The organism is Mycobacterium shunyiense (assembly GCF_058270035.1).
In genome coordinates this window covers 419,458-435,778 of record NZ_JBZDPT010000031.1, presented here as the reverse complement: position 1 = coordinate 435,778, position 16,321 = coordinate 419,458, and the positions used below count along the sequence as shown (strand labels likewise).

Sequence of the window (16,321 nt, the reverse complement as noted above, 5' to 3'; positions counted from 1 at the left end):
GCAGCGCGACGCTGTCGCCAAGGATGCGACCGCCTCAGGGACGGATCCGGCTGGGGCTGCGGTGAGGTATCGGGAGACCGATGCTCGCTCGGCGACGGCGGTCGCCGGCTCGTAGCCGACATACGGGGCATACTGCGATCGGCCGTGTTCCACAGTTCCGTTGTGTACGTGGTCAAGTCGCGCACGTTCGCTGTTGAGTCGATCGCGCCCCGGTTTCCGCTGCCGTACCGTCGGACCATGACAACTCGACGCTGGCGAGTGCTGCTCGCTGTGCAAATGAGCCTCCTGGCCGTGTGTGTGGCAATGGGAGGGGCCGGGTGTACCTCTGCAGAACCATCGACACCTGGAGCCCAGCAATTGCATGACGTGGCCCAGAATTCGGCTGAGGGAGAAGCCATCCTGAAGGCCGCCGCTGCCGACGTAGACGGTCAACTGGGGAAGGGCGCTCAGTTCGCGGTGAAGTCCTTCAAGGCTTCGAGCGGGTGGGCGTTCCTGTCCGCTCAACTGCAGAACTCAGACGGCAGCCCGTTCGACTATGCCGGAACTCCACTGGCCGAGGCGGCGGCAAACGGTGGCGCCTCGAAGCGCTACGTCGGACTGTTTCGGTCAAATTCAAGCGGCGGTTGGGATTTGGTGACCAGCGCGGTCGGGCCTACTGCGCCCGTGTGGACCGACTGGTCGCAGGAACACTCTGCGCCGGCGGAACTGTTCGCCAGCTGAAAGCTCAGCCGGCAGGTTGCGGTCCCTGAACCAAAACTTCTGCACCTGAGGCCTGTGACCGCGGGTTAGGCTAGCTACTCGTGAGAGGCCGCGCCTGGCGGACTGTTTGAGCATTGGTAGAGGGGGGCCGATGAGCCAACTACGTGTGGATGCGGCGGCTGTGCATGAGTCGGGCAAGCAGGTAGGCGAGCTTGCTGAAACGTTGCGGGGTGAACTTGCCTCCTCGAGCCAGCAGCTCGCGGCAGCGCAGTCCGGGTGGATCGGTAAGTCGGCCGCCGCCTTGGCGGCAAAGTTAGCCGAATGGGACGAGGACGCCGAGATTCATCACCACAATATTTCTGGGCACGGGGAGCGTTTCGTAGCCGCCGCGGCGATGTACGGCCACACAGATGAATCCGAGGCGGAGTCGGTGAAGTCGGCGGGCGACGCATTCGATTCCACCGCGGTCTGATCCGTGGGCCTGAACGTAGCCGATATCGATCGGTGGGATTCTGCTGCAATCAACGCGGTGAGCCAGTCAAGCGCGGTCCGAGCTGAAGCTGCCTCTCGGGTCAGTGGCTCACTTGGGAGCCTAACTGCGTTCCAAAGCTGGTCTGGCCAGGGGTCGGCGGCGGCGCTGCAACAGACACAGGCCCGCGCAAGCGATCTGCAGAGCCATGTCCAGGACTCAACGGGCGTTTCCACCGCCGCGCGGACCGCGGCGAACGAGGTAAGTCAGGTCAAATCCCAACTGGCGGCACTTCGTTCCACGGCGGGGGCCTACGGGATTGTGATCGACGCGGCGACTAGCCGAGTGATAGCACCGTCGGTCGAATCGCTTCAGGCGGAGAGCAAGAAGCTCGTAGAGACGATGGTGAAGAACACCCAGTCAGCCGTCGACAAGCTGCTGCAAGCTGCGGACAAGGCGGATGACCTTCTGGCGAAGGCGTTTGAGCCGGGCGAGAAGAAGAAGGTGCTCGAGAAGTCGAAGGAATTCGACCCGAAGAACAAGAAAGAGCGTGACTTCGGATCCCGAAAAGACGACAAGAAAGACGGCAAGGACAAAGACGGTAAGGACAAGGACGGCAAAGACGGCAAGAACGGTGACGACAAGTCCAAGAAGGGCCCCGGCGTAAAGCTCTACGAAAAAGAAGTCACCAGCGGAAAGGCTTCGGTCTATTCGAAGGAGACTCCCGAGGGCAAGCACACGTTCGACAACGGAGTTGAGGTCAAGGGCACTGCGGGCGTCGATGTCCTCAGCGCGGAGGCGAAGGCCAACGTTGAGGTCACCTCAGACGGTATCTCGGCAGGTGCCAACGCCAACGCGACCTTGGTTGGTGCTGAGGCGAAGGGTTCGGCAACCTATGGCATCGCCGAGGCCGAGGGCGAGGTACGCGCGGCCGTCGAAGCCGACGCCACCGCCAATGCGTCCATAGGCGCTGATGGCGTGAATTTGGAGGCCGAAGCGTTTGCCGGCGCACGGCTGACCGGGGACGCCAGCGTCGATGTAGGCGGTGTGGGCGTCGGGGCCCACGGAGAGTTGCAGGCCGGCATCGGAATCTCGGGAGATCTGGATGCCGGGTTCCACGACGGCAAGCTCAAGATCGGTGGATCGCTCGGTGCCGCACTGGGCGTGGGCGGCAAGGTGGGCTTCGACGTGGAGATTGACCCCGGTAAGGTCACCGACACCATCAAGGACGGGGCCAAGAAGGTCGGCAAGTGGTTCGGATTCTAAGGGGGACATGTGGCTGCTCGGGGTATTGAGCTGACAGGCGACGTACCCGATGGCTGGGTCTCTGTCGAACCCGAGGTTGTGAACGAGGACGCCGCATCAATCGTGTTGTTGCGCCGAGCTGATCTTGATGCGCCATTCACGACCAACATCACGGTCACCGAACAACTCATGGGGCCCACTGGTGACCTAGCTGAGCGTGCTGCTGCGTACCGCCAGAGGCTGGCGGGCCGGACCACGGATTTGACGTTGGTGCGGGAAGGGATGATCTCGGAGTCCTCGCCCGACCAGTACGCCCAGGAACTTCAATTCACCGTCAATCTTGACGGACGATCCGTAGATATCAAGCAGTCCCAGTTTCTTCTCGAAATACCGACTGAAGAACCGTCTAAATTGGTCCTGCTGCAGCTGCTGTACAGCGCGCCGGCAGAGTCCTATGAGTCCGGGCAATCCGCGGTTGTGCAGTTCATGGAATCCATCCAAGCTCGCCGTCAGCCCGGCGAAACCGGTGATGCACCTCCCGGTCCTGCAGAGCGTCCCGGGCTGGGTAAGGCGCATCTGGAATCGCGGGTTAAAGAACTTCTGGAGCGCTCGGCCGGGAAGAAGGCTGACGCCGTGATCTGCAACGGCGACCTACCGGCAGAGATTGGCGCCGTCCAGCGATGTGCGTTAGTAGTTGGTGAAACCAAACTGGGCGTCACAGTTACTGTGACCGGCGTCGAAAATGCCGATGTGAAGTTCGATATACAGGTTGATCGCAAACCAATGGTGTAGTTGAAAAGTATTTCAGAGGGGAATTGACGATGCTAAATACGAAGCTTGATACGCGCCGGATGCTGGCTGCTTCAATGCTTGTGGTGGCTGGACTCCTTGGCGCGTGCTCGGCCAACGTACATGTCGGCAGCACCGGAACGCCGAAAGATCAGTTGGCCAAAACGGTCAAGGAGAAGTTGGAAGCCCAGGCGGGTAAGAAGGCGGATTCGGTGACCTGCGACGGTGACCTTGACGCCAAGGTCGGGGCAACGCAGCGATGTGTGTTGACCGTTAAGGGCACGAAGTTGGGTGTGACTGTCACCACGACATCGGTGAGTGGCGACAACCTCAAGTTCGATGCCAAGGTCGACGACAAGCCGATGTCCTGAGGGGCAATCGTGGGTTTCTCTGATTTCTTCGGCAGCGGCAGCCGCAAGCCGGAGCCTGATGTCATTGCTGTGTCGCCCCAAGAGCTGTGGCAACGGTTGATGCGGCTGAACAGTGCTGAAGCGCCGTGGCGAGTGCGACAAGGCACATCCGAGGAGGGGGTTGACCTAGTCGCGGAGTGGCGGACGGGCGATCCGCGGTGGCAGCCGATCTTCGACGAGATCAACATCAACGAGAGCTTCATGATCCTAATGCGGTTGGATCCGGAGAAGTCTGAACTGCGGGCCAAAGACCAGATGTGGGAGTGGCGCCGCGACGACAACAATCGGTTCCGCCAGATCCGGGTCGATTCCAGCGGCAACCTACAGGTGACTGCGTCGGGGACCGTCAACGGTTACGACTATCGATTCGATACGAACGACATGAAGAATCCGTTGCGAGATACCGCGACCGCTTCTGGCTGGACGTACAAAGGACTGCTGTACCGGAGCGTGTGAGACGTGAGTTGGCCACAGGCCCGAGCTCATCCCAGCGCAGGCAAGGCCTTGTGTGCCAGTTCCACCAGCCCGTAGATACCGAATCCGATCGGTACTGCCGACACCATGGCCCACGTCATCTTCACTGTCAATGGTTGGCGCTCTTTGAGCCCAATTTGCTTGGCAACCATTCGAATCAGATCCCGGCCCTCGCGAGCGTTGAACTTGTAGTCGACAACCTGCTCGATGCGGCCTCGATCAGACAGTGCCCAGATATTCTGGCGTGACCATTCGACGATGCGTCCTGTTTGAATCTTCCACGAACCGTTCCAGGACAACGTGGACAAGTCGAAACCATCTCAAAACGACTGCGAGCCAACGCTTAAGGAAGGCGCTCCGGCACGCCAGTCGACGTCAACCTCCCGGTCGGTGACGGTGAATGTACTGCCACCTCGTTTCTCGGTTACCCGCCAACGGAACGACTTGCGCATCTTGACGCGAGCGAAGAGCTCCCACCACTGCGCGCTCGCGGTGTCCAACTGGACATCGAAACCACGCTTGGTGGGCACGACTGTGTACGGTGTGCCGGCCGCCGCGACGGCGACGGCGTTCATGAACTCGCTCAGTCTCTCCCCAATCTGGTCTTGCCGACCTCGCCACGGCGCTCAAATGAGCCTGCCTGTCCACGCGTCAGCGCATTGGTCACAGGCGCGGGGTCGACCAGGACCGGAACGTGCAGGACTACTGGCCGAAGTGCCGCGTTATGAGCGCGCGTTCGGCGTCGTCGGCTTGCTTCGGGGTTGCGTACGGCATGTTTGTCTCGACGAAGTACTGAGCTTCGCGGAAGTCCATTCCTTGCTCGACGAGCATCCCCACGGCTTCGCCGTGTAGCACCGCGGTCGCGCGTTTGGCGGCCACCCCGGCCACGAACAAGATTTCATCGGCCAGTTGGGCTTCGGTGAGTGTGGCGACTTTCGGGGCCAGCTCTACCTTCGCGATCGAGCCATTTAGGTACGCGCTGACGGTGACAGTGCCAGGCGGATTGATGGCCTGAACCACCGGGACCTGCTCTATCTCATCTGGCTCAGCCTGGTCCACCTCGGCTCCGAAGCCGTTGACATCGGCTTCCTCGAACGCCTGGCCCAGGTAGTCAGTTGCTGCGTCGAGGTCCTCACCGTGGTCGAAGTCCTGGCCGCTGTGGTGGTCCGGCAGAGCGTCGAGGCCGGAATCGTCTTCGAACACCGGGGTGCCGAAGTCGAGCGCGTCGAGGATGTTGTCGTCGTCGGTGTCGTCCCAGTCATTCGTACCGTAAGGCGCCATTTGCCAGCAATCCCCCTTGGCAGTCGGCCGGCCGGCCGGCAGTCACGTTCGCAGCAGATCATCCGCGGACGAAGGTCTGCTCAGCCTGAATATTCTTCTAAGTCGTCCTGCGATGCAAGCGATGTTTGGCTTGTGCCGTGTTGTTCCCGCCATGCGGCGAGGCGACCCGACGCCGGCGCACCGGCGGGATGTGTCAGTTTGCCGGGCTCGGTGATGGCGACGAGTCGTCAGAACCCGATGAGTCGCCGGACTTCCCCTGGCCGGGTGGAATCGAAATGTGGAAGTCGACGTTCGTGCCGTTGACCTCGGTGGCCGTGACCGTCGCGTGGTAGGTGTCTTCACCAACAGTCACAGTGCACGTTTGGGTCGCGCCCACCTTGGCGGGAAGACCACCGTCGCAATCAACGGAGTCGATTGGAACGTCGATTTTTGGCTGAAGTTGCTTCGTTGCAGCGGACTCCAAAGCCTTTTTGCTTACCTCGGGAATGGAGGGCGCGCTTGAAGTGGCAGACGACGAGGACGACGACGACATCGTGCCGACCTCGAAGCTGCCGGAGCACCCAGCCAAAACACCGATCACTGGCAACGCCGCAACGGCTATCCCTCGCGCCATCGATTGCAAAGCCACATCTGCCCCCTGAATCCTCGCCGTCCGCGGCGACCTCCGCGAACGTCCGAAGGAGTATGGCAGGCTGCCGCTTCGCGCGTGAGGATCACCCCGTGATGCCCACGACTACGCGCACCGGAGTTCGATAGCCGAGCCCTGTGAACCTATCTGCGCAATCCATTTCACGTAGGGGCAGGAAGCCGCGCGCAGGCTGCGTTCCATTGCCTCCGTTAGATCCGCCGGTCTCGAATCGTGACGGCGGCTGGCGCCGGAACGAGTTCTGCACGGCCCTAACGCTTTACAACCAATGAGGCTGCACATCCTGTCAGGGCCGCGTCAAACCATCACGACCCACCTGTGCAGCCATTCGAAGCTGCCGGATTTGTTTGGCAGCTGAGGCTGTCAGGAGGGCGGCCTCCTTGCTTCAAGCAGGGGAGCGCTGATCGCGGTTCGGACCGTCGAGAGACTTGCCTGGGTAGGAATCTTGCTTAAAGCTGGCGGGCCAGGGTGGCCATACTGAGAATTGGCGCATATGGCGGGAATGAAGGGCCGTTAAGCTGACAGGTGCTGTGCCAGCGTTGGTGGATGTGCCATGGGTTGTGCGAGGGGAATTGCTGATGGGGTATCCCGGTATTCGGGTCGACGAGACAAAACTTGCCTGGGATCCGGCCGAGGTAACAGTGCCGCCAGCTCCTGCGGTTACAGCTGGCAGTGATCCCGTCAGCGTTCTGGTGGCAGCGGTTGTTCCAGACTATGAAGCCGACGTGAAACAGCAGGTTGTCGCTACTCGTGCGCGCGAGGAGCGGTTTGCCGGGAACTTGCACGCTGCGCGAGGTGTGTACCACGGTACCGATGGCGCCGGAGGGGATCAGATTGGTGCGGCCGAACGCAAGCTGGCTGACCCTGCCGATGCGTTCGGGGCCGGTTCCCCTGCGAGCGCCGCGCCGGCAGCCGCCTCCGCAGGTGATGGCGGTATGAGTTTGTTGAGCCAGTTAATGGGCGTGGCGATGCAGGTGGGCCAGCAGGCTGCGCAGGTGCCCATGCAAGCGGCGGGGGCAGCTGGTCAGATGGTGCAGCCGGTGATGCAGGGGGTGCAGGGCATCGTGCAGCAGGCGTCACAGGGTTCAGAGAAACCGGGTGAGGGCGCCAAGGGAGATGGGGCTGCCAACGGGACAGCTGGGAGCACCCAGCAGCAGTCTGACTCCCCGGCGGGCAAGGACGAGAAGGGCGAGGAGAAGCCGACCGAGGATAGGTCCTCGGACGAGGACAAGAAGAAGGATTCGGCCGGGGTTGATGGTGGCCCCGGACCGCAGGCACCCGTGGGTGCTCCGCAGACAGAACCGTCGATTCCTGGGGACCGGTATCGGCGGACAACTGAGACGTCACCGGAGGTTGCGCTGTGAAGTACGGCAGGGTTGTTGGGATTAGTGGCATGAATGCACTTGTGGGGGTGCATCGGTGACTCTGCCGCCGCCTCCTTCTGGTTCGGTGCCGCCCGCGGGGGGGTCACAGCCGCCACATGGCGGTGCCCTACCGCCCTACAGCGGATCCGGCGGGTACCCCCCACACGCAGGCTCCGGGCCAGGTGGCCCGCCCCCGGCGTGGCAACAACAGCCGCTACCCGTGCAGGCCCCCAAGCGCAGGAACGGCTGGAAGTGGGCGCTGGGTGGGGTGGCGTTGGTGGCGGTGATCGGAGTGACCGCCGCAGTCACAATGTCCGTGGCGAACAAAGGCGACAAGGGTGGACCATCGTCGCTCACGGCGTCCCCGCCCAGTGCCTCGGCTAGCAGTGCGGCGAATCCCGACATTGCTAGCGCCAATGACACCGGGCCGGTTGCAGTGATCCTTGAGGACCCCTCGTGCAAGACGCGGTATCCAATCGCGAGCACACTCGACAGCCGGACCAGGAATGGTTGGGAGAAGCGTGACCCGGGGATCCCGGCGACGGAGTGGACCCCGGAGATTCGTGCCCAGTATGACGCCGCCGGGCAGGCGTTCCGAGATGCCGCTGATCAACTCATTCCCTCGGCGAAACTGACACCCCACCGAGTGATGCGGGAACTATACGAACAGTTCATCGCCTACGCGCGGGCTTATGCGGACAGTATCCCCAGCTATACCCCGATCGATAACAACTTGGCTGCGGTCGCAATCCAGGCATCCGACACGCTTTCAAGAATATGCGCGGCGATCGATTATGGTTCAGCGGCTGCTCGGGGACCGTTGGTTCCGGCCCTGGCTACCCCCGATGAGGTTGCTCCGGTTCGAGGCTCCGCTGATGCCCAAAAACTGCTGACCGAGCCGAATCCGGTCTGCCCGAAATGGAACTCCGCCCTAGAGCAGTACTTTGCAAATAGTAAATCCTGGAACGAGATAAGTCCGGATATCCCTGGTGTCGAATGGTCACCGGAACAACGAAAGATCAACGACGATGTAGTTCCGGTTATGAGGCTTCTCAATACCCAACTGTCTGCATTGGGCCGCGAAAGTGGGAATCCGACATTGCGCGATTTCGCAGACCTCGGGGTTCAGTACCGTAAAGCCTATCTGGAGGCCCTGCCTACATACACTCCGGCCGATGACAACCTAGTAGGTGTTGCGACGCGCATAGCAAACCTCGTTGACTCTGCTTGCAAGGCATTGGGGTAGTAGCTTGCAGATGAAAAGTAGCCCCGGGAAGCCGAGTGGAGCGTAGCGGGGGTGGCGACGAAACAGCCCGATACCAGTGAATATGGCGGCCAGACGGTAGTCGGTGCCGGATGGCCCAACGCCGACGAAGAGGCCGTCGGGGCAGCAGCAGATGCGTTCGGCACATTGGCAACGAATTTGCGCGATCAGATCGTTCCCCAGGCGGGTCGGCAGAGAATGAAGCTGTCCGACCACTGGGAAGGCACCGGAGCCCAAGCGGCCTATGACGAGGCTTCGGGGATCATCACCGATCATGAACACAGTCAGGCGTCAGCCGAGCGCGTCAAAGGCAAACTAAAACTCATCGAGAAAATGATTGCCGACACAAAAGACCTGGTGAATTCGACCGCGCAGCGAGTGCAGAAGATGTGCGAAGATATTCACAACGAGGGGTTTCCCCAGATTCCCTTCAAAGACACTCGGTCCGATCGGATCGAGGACGAGATTCTTAAGGGCTACAACGAAAACGTCGGGCATGTCTCCGATGCGGCGAAATCTCTAGCGCACCATCTGCACGTGCCAGCGCATACGCCGGGTGCAGACGGCAAGATGCCCGACCCGGCGCAGAAAGGGCCGTCTGGCTCACCTGGCGGTAAGGGTGAGGGGTCGGCGGCGCCTGGTGGGCTCAGTGAAGAGCTTCCGCCCGCCGCGCCGGCACCAGTCAACCCAGCCGGGCCTGGGGGCAAGGGTGAGGGGCCGGCGGCGCCTGGTGGGCTCAGTGAAAAGACGCCGCCCGCCGCGCCGGCACCAGTCAACCCAGCCGGGCCTGGGGGCAAGGGTGAGGGGCCGGCGGCGCCTGGTGGGCTCAGTGAAAAGACGCCGCCTGCCGCGCCGGTACCAATAAATCCCGATCCGAAGCCCGCAGCACCACCTGCTCCTACGCCAGTTCCCGCAACTGGCACGCCCTCTGGCGCGCCACCGTCGACCGGTGGCGGTTCGCAGGGACCAAACGTGTCCCCGATGTCGGCGGTTGGGTCGAAGTCGGACGCCGCGTCCGCAGCGGGTGCCACTGGCGCTCCGACCGGCGCCGCCGGTACAGGTGCTCAGCCGACGAACCCGCTGGATCAGTTTCAGAAGGGCATGGCAGACGCGGCTAAGGCCAGTGGGCCCCCGCAACAGATGTCGTCGTCGCCGTCGCAACCGCTTGGTGGGCCGCCTACCTCGCAACCACTCAACGCAACACCGGCCGGCCCGCCATCGGGCGCGCCGGCACCGGGAACTATGGCCCAGGCAGCAGGTGGCGTGACCGGCGCCGGTGCCGCTCCGGTGAGTGCGGGTCCGGCCACCGGTGCCGCACCGAGCACTCCGATGCCGCTGGGCCCTCCACCAACCGCACCTCCCGCCGCGCCGGTTTCGCCCGGCGCGCCGGCTCCTGGCGCGCTCGGTCCGGCGGTGAACTCGGCATCTACTCCGACGGCCGGTGGCGGAGCGCAGGTGGCGCCTATCCCGGTGTCGGCGGCACGTGCCGAGCGCGACGCAGCTGCGAAAGCGTCGCGGCGGTCCAGTTCTGATCCGTTGGAGCTCGCTCGGCGGATCGCGGCGGCGCTGAACGTGGGCACGACTGCACCGCGGTTCATGTGGCTGACCGCATTGACTAACGACGGCACGATTGTCGTGGCCAATAACTATGGGTTGGGTTTTGTGCCTGACGGGGTGAATTTGCCGGATCAGGTGAAGTTCGCCAGCCTGGATGAGTCGGTTGCAGCTACGGAGCGGGGGCGGTCGGCGACGTATCCGATGTTGGCGCTGGAGAGTTGGGCTCAAGCCCACGACACGCAATTACGGGCCGTGATTGCGCTCGAGGATCAACTCAAGGGGTTTGACTCGGGGGCCGCGACCGTTGTACTGCATCCCGACGACTTGCCGGCCAACGGCCAGATGCAGGGGCGGTCGCGGTTGATGTTGATCGCGCCAGAGGTGGCCGAGCGTTTGTCGAAGGTCAGCGATGCGGGTTTGACGGAGTTGTTGCCGCCGGCGCCGGTGGATCCACAACCGCCGGAGGATCGTCGGGTGAAGTTGTTGATGGCGGTGTTCCGTCCGTTGCTCAACAGTGACCCAGGTCGAGTGGCGGTGCAATTGCAGGCGATGGTGGCCTACGGCCAGCACATGTACGAGGTGGCGATGCACGCCGCATACACGGCCACCGATGGACCCAGTCAGCGGGAGGCGATCGCCGACGCGCTGTATTGGCAGCATGTGAGTGTGCTGAACTCTGATGCGCTCGGAGACCCGAGTTGAGCGCCTCTATTGACGAGCGCGAACTCGATCCCGACGGCGCAGGCGGGCTGGGTTGGATGAAACCCGTTGGTGGACAGCCTCTTTCGGATGAAAATGGTTATGTCGCGGTACCTGAACCGCTTGATCTACGGATTGTGTGTGGGCGGCGGGTGGATGTGGGCGGCACTGTTGTGGTTGTGGCTCAAGGGTCTTCGTTGAAGGCTGTGGCATGAGGAGTACGGGTGGGAGATAGAATCAAGGTCGCTGCCGAAGAGCTGAATAAGCGGGCGCAGTGGATCGAGGGAAACGAGGGGGAGTGGCCCTCCGAGGCCCCGAGGGCTACGGCGCCGGACGGGTTGAAGTCAACCAAGGCAGCGATCGACAACCTGAACGCCTACGGGGAGTCGCTACAGCAGTACACGGAGGCCAGTAAACAGGAAAGCCTGCGAATGGCGGCCATGCTGCGCGATACGGCCACCGCGTACACGAACGTCGATACCTCCGCCGCGGTCGGCATCGAGCGTGTGCGCGCTGTCGAAGCGATCCCGGTTCCGAACACGTCGGGACCGGATGTGCAACTGCCCCCAGCGCCGCCGCAACCAGCGATGGTGACGTCAGATGGGTACGCCACGGTGCCCGAAACCGAAGAATTGCTCAACAACCCGGGCAATACCGCCTCACTGAATGAGGCGATCGGTAAAGCGGCACAGGCACATTTCGGACTCAAAGCCAATATCCCCGCCCCGAACATCGAAAGCTGGGAGGGCGACGCGGCGTTCGCAGCGTTCGCCAAGTTCAACCTCTTTCGCGATTGGATCGAGGACCTCTCCGACGCGTGGGGAAAGTACGGTGTCGCAGCCTTGGCAATTATGCAGGGCCACAACAAGGCCGAGGCCGAACACAAGCCGATTGCAGCGGCATACAAGGACCTCGAAAACGCCATGGACGACCTGTTGAACGGGACCAATCCGAGCCAGGCCGACATCGACGCTGTCGCCAACCGCATGGAGGAAGAGGAACGCAAATCTCTGGGGGTTCGTGATTCTTACGCGCAGTCGGCTCGGCCGGAGATGCCCACCCCGCCGAGTCCGCCATTCGGGAAAGCCGGGGGTACGGGCCCCGGCAACACTGGTGGCAAAGACGGAACCAGCGGCGGCAACAAGAGTGGCGGCGGCGAGAGCGAGGGTAAGAGTAGCGGAGATCAGGCGCAGGCCGGAGAACCATCCATGTCGCCGGCCAGCGCCACTCAAACGGGGCAGCAATCCGGGGCTCAGTCTGGTGCAGGCAAAGGCGCCGGTGGTGGCTCCGGCTCAGGCGGCGGTTCGCCATCTGGTGGTGGCTCCCCGTCCGGTGGAGGGTCACCGTCTGGCGGCATGCCCGGCGGCTTGCCGGGCGATAAGCTTGGAGACCTTCCCGGATTGGGCGAACCCGGCCTGAAGCCGGCGAGTGCCGGAGGCGGCGGAGGTGGCCTCGGCGGTGGAGGTGGCGGAGTGCCGTCAACCCCGTTGGGGCCAGCGGTCGGCGCGGATTCCGTGGCGGCCAATCCCGCCGCGGCGGCACGCGGTGGAGCCGGGCCCGCTGGCGCGGCGCCGGGTGGTGCCGGCATGGGCGGTATGGGCGGCGGCATGGGTGGTATGGGTGGTGGCCACGGTCAGGGCAACCAGGGCAAAGAGAAGCGCCGCGATCCCAACCTGACTCCCGACGACGACCTCTACGTCGAAGACCGCGCCCACACCGAAGCCATCATCGGGCACCGGCCGCGCAGAGAAGGTAAGGAAAACAAGAAGTAGGGATTGTACGGCTGGCACAGCGACCTGTGAGAACATCACGGTTCGCCGTGCCAGCCGAGAACTCGAATCTTGTTTCGCGTGAAGCGCGTTGTCGTTCCTGGCGTCTACCTCGGGGTCGGCTATGCCAGCCATCCAGGGATCTCTAGTCGACGACGCGAAGTCTGCGGCGGTGAGCGATTCGCGAGTCAGCCTATTCATCTCGCCGAGTGGGCCTGTCGCAGTAGCTACGAAGTCGGCAACAGTTCACTCAATGGTCGGCGATTCACCTGCGGCCGCACCGGAGTGAGTTCGGAAGCCAAGCGTTTGCAACGACCGATCACATTCACCGCCGGAACGGCAGCCCACCCGTGCTGAGATAACCCAGTGGGCCTCAGCGGCTTTCCTCCCCTCTAAGCATCCTCGGCCGTGATCCGGGCAGCGACCTCGTCGATGCGTTCGCGGTCTGCCTCGATCGAAGCCGACGCAAGCGCAGTAGCCTTCTGCAGCGCCTCGTTGAGGCGTTGCTGCACCGCCTGTGCGCCGAGCCGCAGTAGGCCATCCTCGATGAAGATCGATTTCAGGTTGTGGTGACCGTCGAGGGTCACATCAACGGTATCGGTTTCGTCGCTGGCAGTGAAGGTTTCATTGGCCATCTTGTGCAGCTGATCGTCCATCAGCGACTGAAGGCGTTGCGCCTGACGTAGAACCGCGGCGACTTCCGGGTGCATATCGTCGTTCACTGCGAACCCTGCCCCGCGTGGCCGGACTTGATTGCCCATGTCCTTGTCATAACGGTGTCCTCCCGACCTTTCTGGGACCCCTCTCCCAGGAAGCTTGATGTCACTGCTCCAGCGCCATCTGGTAGCGGCTCTCTTCACGCGGATTGATCAACGTGATCGGCAGCTGACGGTGCCGCGGTGTGTCAATAAAGTTGGGCCGCATGATCACTCGGCCGACGCCTTGATGCGGTCCCAGGTACGTAGTCGAGTGCGGCCAGGCGACGCGGGGCACTCGGCCGACGCGGCCGTTGATCATGGTGGCGAATTCGCGGAACTGTGGCCCGAGGGTCACCACGGCGCCGGATGCGGCGGAGCGGATGACGAACTGGGTGAACAGGCGCGCGTCGCCGAGGTTGATGCTGACGTCGACATTGTCGAACGGCATGTACACCGGGTAGCGGTCTGAGGTCTCACCGACGAGTACGCCGGCCGAGCCGATCGGCAGCTCATGGTGCTTGTCGGTCACCGGGGTAAGACCTTGAAGGGCCGCCCGCTGCCCGCCGTACAGGCAGGAAAACCCGCGCGGCGTAGTGGGATTGGACAACGTCGTCAACAGCACTGTCGTAGTCGGGGCAGCCCCGGGGCGCACACGCACGCAGGTAGTGGTGTGATCGGCGCGCGCCGACCACCAGACGTCGGGACCACCGGGAGCGTTGTAGGCCGCGGTAAAGGTGCTGCGGCCCTTGATCACTGACCAGGTCTCCTTCTCGAAGGAGATCTCGGTGGCCTTGTCGAAATCGTCGAAGCTGCGCGAGCAGCGTGCGTCAACGCCGTTGCTGGCCAACTGGTCTGCGATACGGGTGGCAGACGCCACCAGATATCGGGCCAGCCCGGACACCCCGCTGTCGCGGCGCTGGGCGGAGCGACGGGTCTCCTCGGGGTCCGCGCGGAGCACAATCCAGGTCCGCCGGTTGGCCGGTGCCGGGTACGGGCCCACCACCTGTTCGTAAAGGGCCACCAGGCTCGCGGGCGCGGTCTTGCCGACCCGATAGCCGGCAGAGACGATGTCGGCCTCGAGGTCCGGGCAGTGCGCCGCCAGCAGCTTCTCGACCAGCTTGGTGCTGACGGTGTCGTCGGAGACGGCACCGCCGTTCACGATCACCGTCGGGGTGAAAGGCCTTGGTACCAGCTCGATGACGGCGACCAGGTAGTCACCTTGCCAGCGCACCGCGACGTGGTCGCCGGGCATGACGGTGGCGCCGACCGCAGGCTCCGACGGCACGTCGGGGGTACTGCGGTGGCGGCGGCGCCACGAGAAGACCGCCCGGACCCAACCGGTGAGCCGGTAACCGCGGATGGTCAGCACCGAGAAGATCGCGATCAGTACCGACAGCGTGATTCCCAGCCACAGCAGGTTGAAGTGCATACATATCGCGATGCACGCCGGTATCAGCGTGGCCGCCCAGATGGCGTGCCCCGTGGTGAAGCGGAAGCCGAAATGCCGCTGCAAGAAGCTCATTGGCGCCGCCGCAATGCGCGTCGGGTCATCGCGGCGATCCCGAGAATCAGCGCGAGTGCAACTCCGGCAACCACCACTCCGGTGATCGGGCCGCGATCTGGCGGCGGGATGTACACCGGCGGCGGAACTTCCTTCACGCGGAACGGCGCCTTGGCCGGGCCCTCGGGGACCTCCCACGTCAGCGCAGCAACCGGATCGACGACTCCGGCACCGACATAGTTGTCCACGCCGCCGCCGGGATGGCGCGCGGTGGCGGTGATCCGGTTGATCACCTGGGCAGGGGTCAGATCTGGGAAGCGCTGTTTGACCAGCGCCGCCAGACCGGAGACGAACGCGGCCGAGAACGACGTGCCGTTCAGCGGCACCGGGCCGTCCTCACCGGGGGTGGCGTTGATGGGCTGGCCCTCATAGCCGAGTGCAGTGAGGTTCTCGCCGGGAGCTGCCGCACCCAACCACGGGCCCGACATCGAGAAGTTACTCGGCTGACCGTTTTGGCCCACGCTGCCGACGGTCAGCACCAGCGGGTCGTACCAGGCCGGGCTGACGATCGTCTGCACGCCCTTCCAACCGCGGGCATCGGCCGGGAGCGACTGATCCGGCGGCGGGTTCTGGGTGCAGTCCTGGCCGGTGTTGCCGGCGGCCACCACGATCACCGCGCCCTTGACGTTCACCGCGTAGTTGATGGCCGCGCCCAGGCTGGACTCGTCGATCCGGCGGGTGACCTTGTAGCAGGCGGCCTCGCTGATGTTGATGACCTGCGCGCCCAGGTTGGCGGCATGCACCACCGAGCGGGCCAGACTGCGGATCGAGCCCGCGGTTTGGGTGGTGTTGGGATCGTTGGGATCCTGCCGCGAACCCTTGGGCTGGAAAGCCACTGACGTCTGACGCAGCGAAATCAGTCGCGCATCAGGCGCCACACCGACGAATCCGTCAGTGGGGGACGGGCGTCCGGCGATGATCGACGCGGTCAGTGTCCCGTGGGCGTCGCAGTCGGACATTCCGTTGCCGCCTGCGTCGACGAAGTCGCCACCCGGCTCGGCCGGAACTCGAGGGGAACCGTTGACCCCGGTGTCGATCACCGCGACAGTTACGCCGGCGCCGGTTGCGAACTTCTGCGCCTCGGCCAGCTTCAGGTAGTCCGCTGCCCACGGTTTGTCCGCGAAGTTCGAATTCGGCATGACCGTCGGCGCAGCGCAGATCTTGCGCTGCTCCGTCGGCTGATCGGGACCCGTCTCATCAGGCGGAACGGCCGCGGCATCGATCGCAGGCGGATCGATCGCGAACGCCGGAGGCGCACTGAATAGCGCCAACAAAACTGCCAGCAGCATCACGGCTAAGCGCTGCACGCCTCACACTCCCCCAAGGACATCGGACATGTCTGCAGTGTGCTGATGCACATTCAGCAAACAAACTCCAGCCTGCTCGACAATGCATC

17 protein-coding genes are annotated in these 16,321 nt (G+C 63.5%); 10 read left to right on the top strand and 7 right to left on the bottom strand.

Annotated features, from left to right (window positions below):
* The first annotated feature begins 366 nt into the window (after window positions 1–366).
* The 6 genes from AC4ELS_RS19235 to AC4ELS_RS19210 all read left to right on the top strand — a co-directional run bounded on the left by AC4ELS_RS19235 (window position 367) and on the right by AC4ELS_RS19210 (window position 4,068).
* A complete protein-coding gene (locus AC4ELS_RS19235; RefSeq protein ID WP_448444386.1) occupies window positions 367–720 on the top strand; it encodes a hypothetical protein in 354 nt (117 codons plus the stop codon).
* Between the two features lie 130 nt (window positions 721–850).
* Window positions 851–1,171, top strand: coding sequence for a WXG100 family type VII secretion target (locus tag AC4ELS_RS19230; protein WP_448444384.1), 321 nt, complete (start codon window positions 851–853; stop codon window positions 1,169–1,171).
* Between the two features lie 3 nt (window positions 1,172–1,174).
* Window positions 1,175–2,434 carry an Rv0964c family protein gene (locus tag AC4ELS_RS19225; protein WP_448444382.1) on the top strand — a complete coding sequence of 420 codons (1,260 nt, stop codon included), beginning with the start codon at window positions 1,175–1,177 and terminating at the stop codon, window positions 2,432–2,434.
* A 9-nt stretch (window positions 2,435–2,443) separates the two neighbouring features.
* The gene (locus tag AC4ELS_RS19220; RefSeq protein ID WP_448444380.1) at window positions 2,444–3,205 is read left to right on the top strand and encodes a DUF4333 domain-containing protein; all 762 of its coding nucleotides are present in this window, start codon (window positions 2,444–2,446) and stop codon (window positions 3,203–3,205) included.
* A 74-nt stretch (window positions 3,206–3,279) separates the two neighbouring features.
* Window positions 3,280–3,573 (top strand): DUF4333 domain-containing protein, encoded by a 294-nt coding sequence (locus AC4ELS_RS19215; protein WP_448444773.1) that lies wholly within the window; start codon window positions 3,280–3,282, stop codon window positions 3,571–3,573.
* Window positions 3,574–3,582: 9 nt separating this feature from the next.
* Entirely contained in the window at window positions 3,583–4,068 is a 486-nt protein-coding gene (locus tag AC4ELS_RS19210; protein ID WP_448444378.1) for a hypothetical protein, read from the top strand.
* 26 nt (window positions 4,069–4,094) lie between these two features.
* On the opposite strand, the gene AC4ELS_RS19205 is transcribed toward AC4ELS_RS19210, so the two are convergent.
* From AC4ELS_RS19205 to AC4ELS_RS19190, 4 genes are all read right to left on the bottom strand, one after another.
* A complete protein-coding gene (locus AC4ELS_RS19205) occupies window positions 4,095–4,394 on the bottom strand; it encodes a hypothetical protein (RefSeq protein WP_448444376.1) in 300 nt (99 codons plus the stop codon).
* Window positions 4,395–4,406: 12 nt separating this feature from the next.
* Window positions 4,407–4,661, bottom strand: coding sequence for a hypothetical protein (locus AC4ELS_RS19200; RefSeq protein WP_448444374.1), 255 nt, complete (start codon window positions 4,659–4,661; stop codon window positions 4,407–4,409).
* A 127-nt stretch (window positions 4,662–4,788) separates the two neighbouring features.
* Window positions 4,789–5,367, bottom strand: a complete 579-nt coding sequence (locus AC4ELS_RS19195; RefSeq protein WP_448444372.1) for a hypothetical protein — start codon at window positions 5,365–5,367, stop codon at window positions 4,789–4,791.
* 193 nt (window positions 5,368–5,560) lie between these two features.
* Window positions 5,561–5,995 (bottom strand): DUF4333 domain-containing protein, encoded by a 435-nt coding sequence (locus AC4ELS_RS19190; protein WP_448444370.1) that lies wholly within the window; start codon window positions 5,993–5,995, stop codon window positions 5,561–5,563.
* Between the two features lie 596 nt (window positions 5,996–6,591).
* Between AC4ELS_RS19190 and AC4ELS_RS19185 the strand changes: the two genes are divergently transcribed.
* The 4 genes from AC4ELS_RS19185 (at window position 6,592) to AC4ELS_RS19170 (ending at window position 12,669) form a co-directional block, all read left to right on the top strand.
* The gene (locus AC4ELS_RS19185; protein WP_448444368.1) at window positions 6,592–7,377 is read left to right on the top strand and encodes a hypothetical protein; all 786 of its coding nucleotides are present in this window, start codon (window positions 6,592–6,594) and stop codon (window positions 7,375–7,377) included.
* A gap of 277 nt (window positions 7,378–7,654) precedes the next feature.
* Window positions 7,655–8,623, top strand: a complete 969-nt coding sequence (locus tag AC4ELS_RS19180; RefSeq protein ID WP_448444366.1) for an ESX-1 system-associated protein — start codon at window positions 7,655–7,657, stop codon at window positions 8,621–8,623.
* A gap of 1,281 nt (window positions 8,624–9,904) precedes the next feature.
* Window positions 9,905–10,900 carry an EspK C-terminal domain-containing protein gene (locus AC4ELS_RS19175; RefSeq protein WP_448444364.1) on the top strand — a complete coding sequence of 332 codons (996 nt, stop codon included), beginning with the start codon at window positions 9,905–9,907 and terminating at the stop codon, window positions 10,898–10,900.
* Window positions 10,901–11,121: 221 nt separating this feature from the next.
* Complete coding sequence (locus tag AC4ELS_RS19170; RefSeq protein WP_448444362.1) at window positions 11,122–12,669, top strand: PPE domain-containing protein; 1,548 nt, start codon at window positions 11,122–11,124, stop codon at window positions 12,667–12,669.
* Window positions 12,670–13,058: 389 nt separating this feature from the next.
* Here AC4ELS_RS19170 and AC4ELS_RS19165 read toward each other — a convergent pair whose 3' ends face one another.
* From AC4ELS_RS19165 to mycP, 3 genes are all read right to left on the bottom strand, one after another.
* Window positions 13,059–13,388, bottom strand: a complete 330-nt coding sequence (locus AC4ELS_RS19165; RefSeq protein ID WP_448444360.1) for a YbaB/EbfC family nucleoid-associated protein — start codon at window positions 13,386–13,388, stop codon at window positions 13,059–13,061.
* Window positions 13,389–13,488: 100 nt separating this feature from the next.
* Window positions 13,489–14,886, bottom strand: coding sequence for a type VII secretion protein EccE (gene eccE / locus AC4ELS_RS19160; protein ID WP_448444358.1), 1,398 nt, complete (start codon window positions 14,884–14,886; stop codon window positions 13,489–13,491).
* Entirely contained in the window at window positions 14,883–16,232 is a 1,350-nt protein-coding gene (gene mycP / locus AC4ELS_RS19155) for a type VII secretion-associated serine protease mycosin (RefSeq protein WP_448444356.1), read from the bottom strand. Before mycP ends, eccE begins: the two co-directional genes overlap by 4 nt.
* Window positions 16,233–16,321: the final 89 nt, after the last annotated feature.

Bases quoted from the DNA above. Each gene is read 5' to 3' on its own strand.
- AC4ELS_RS19230 (WP_448444384.1), top strand. From the start codon at position 851: ATGAGCCAACTACGTGTGGATGCGGCGGCTGTGCATGAGTCGGGCAAG.
- AC4ELS_RS19215 (WP_448444773.1), top strand. From the start codon at position 3,280: ATGCTTGTGGTGGCTGGACTCCTTGGCGCGTGCTCGGCCAACGTACAT.
- AC4ELS_RS19200 (WP_448444374.1), bottom strand. From the start codon at position 4,661: ATGAACGCCGTCGCCGTCGCGGCGGCCGGCACACCGTACACAGTCGTG.
- AC4ELS_RS19195 (WP_448444372.1), bottom strand. From the start codon at position 5,367: ATGGCGCCTTACGGTACGAATGACTGGGACGACACCGACGACGACAAC.
- AC4ELS_RS19185 (WP_448444368.1), top strand. From the start codon at position 6,592: ATGGGGTATCCCGGTATTCGGGTCGACGAGACAAAACTTGCCTGGGAT.
- eccE (WP_448444358.1), bottom strand. From the start codon at position 14,886: ATGAGCTTCTTGCAGCGGCATTTCGGCTTCCGCTTCACCACGGGGCAC.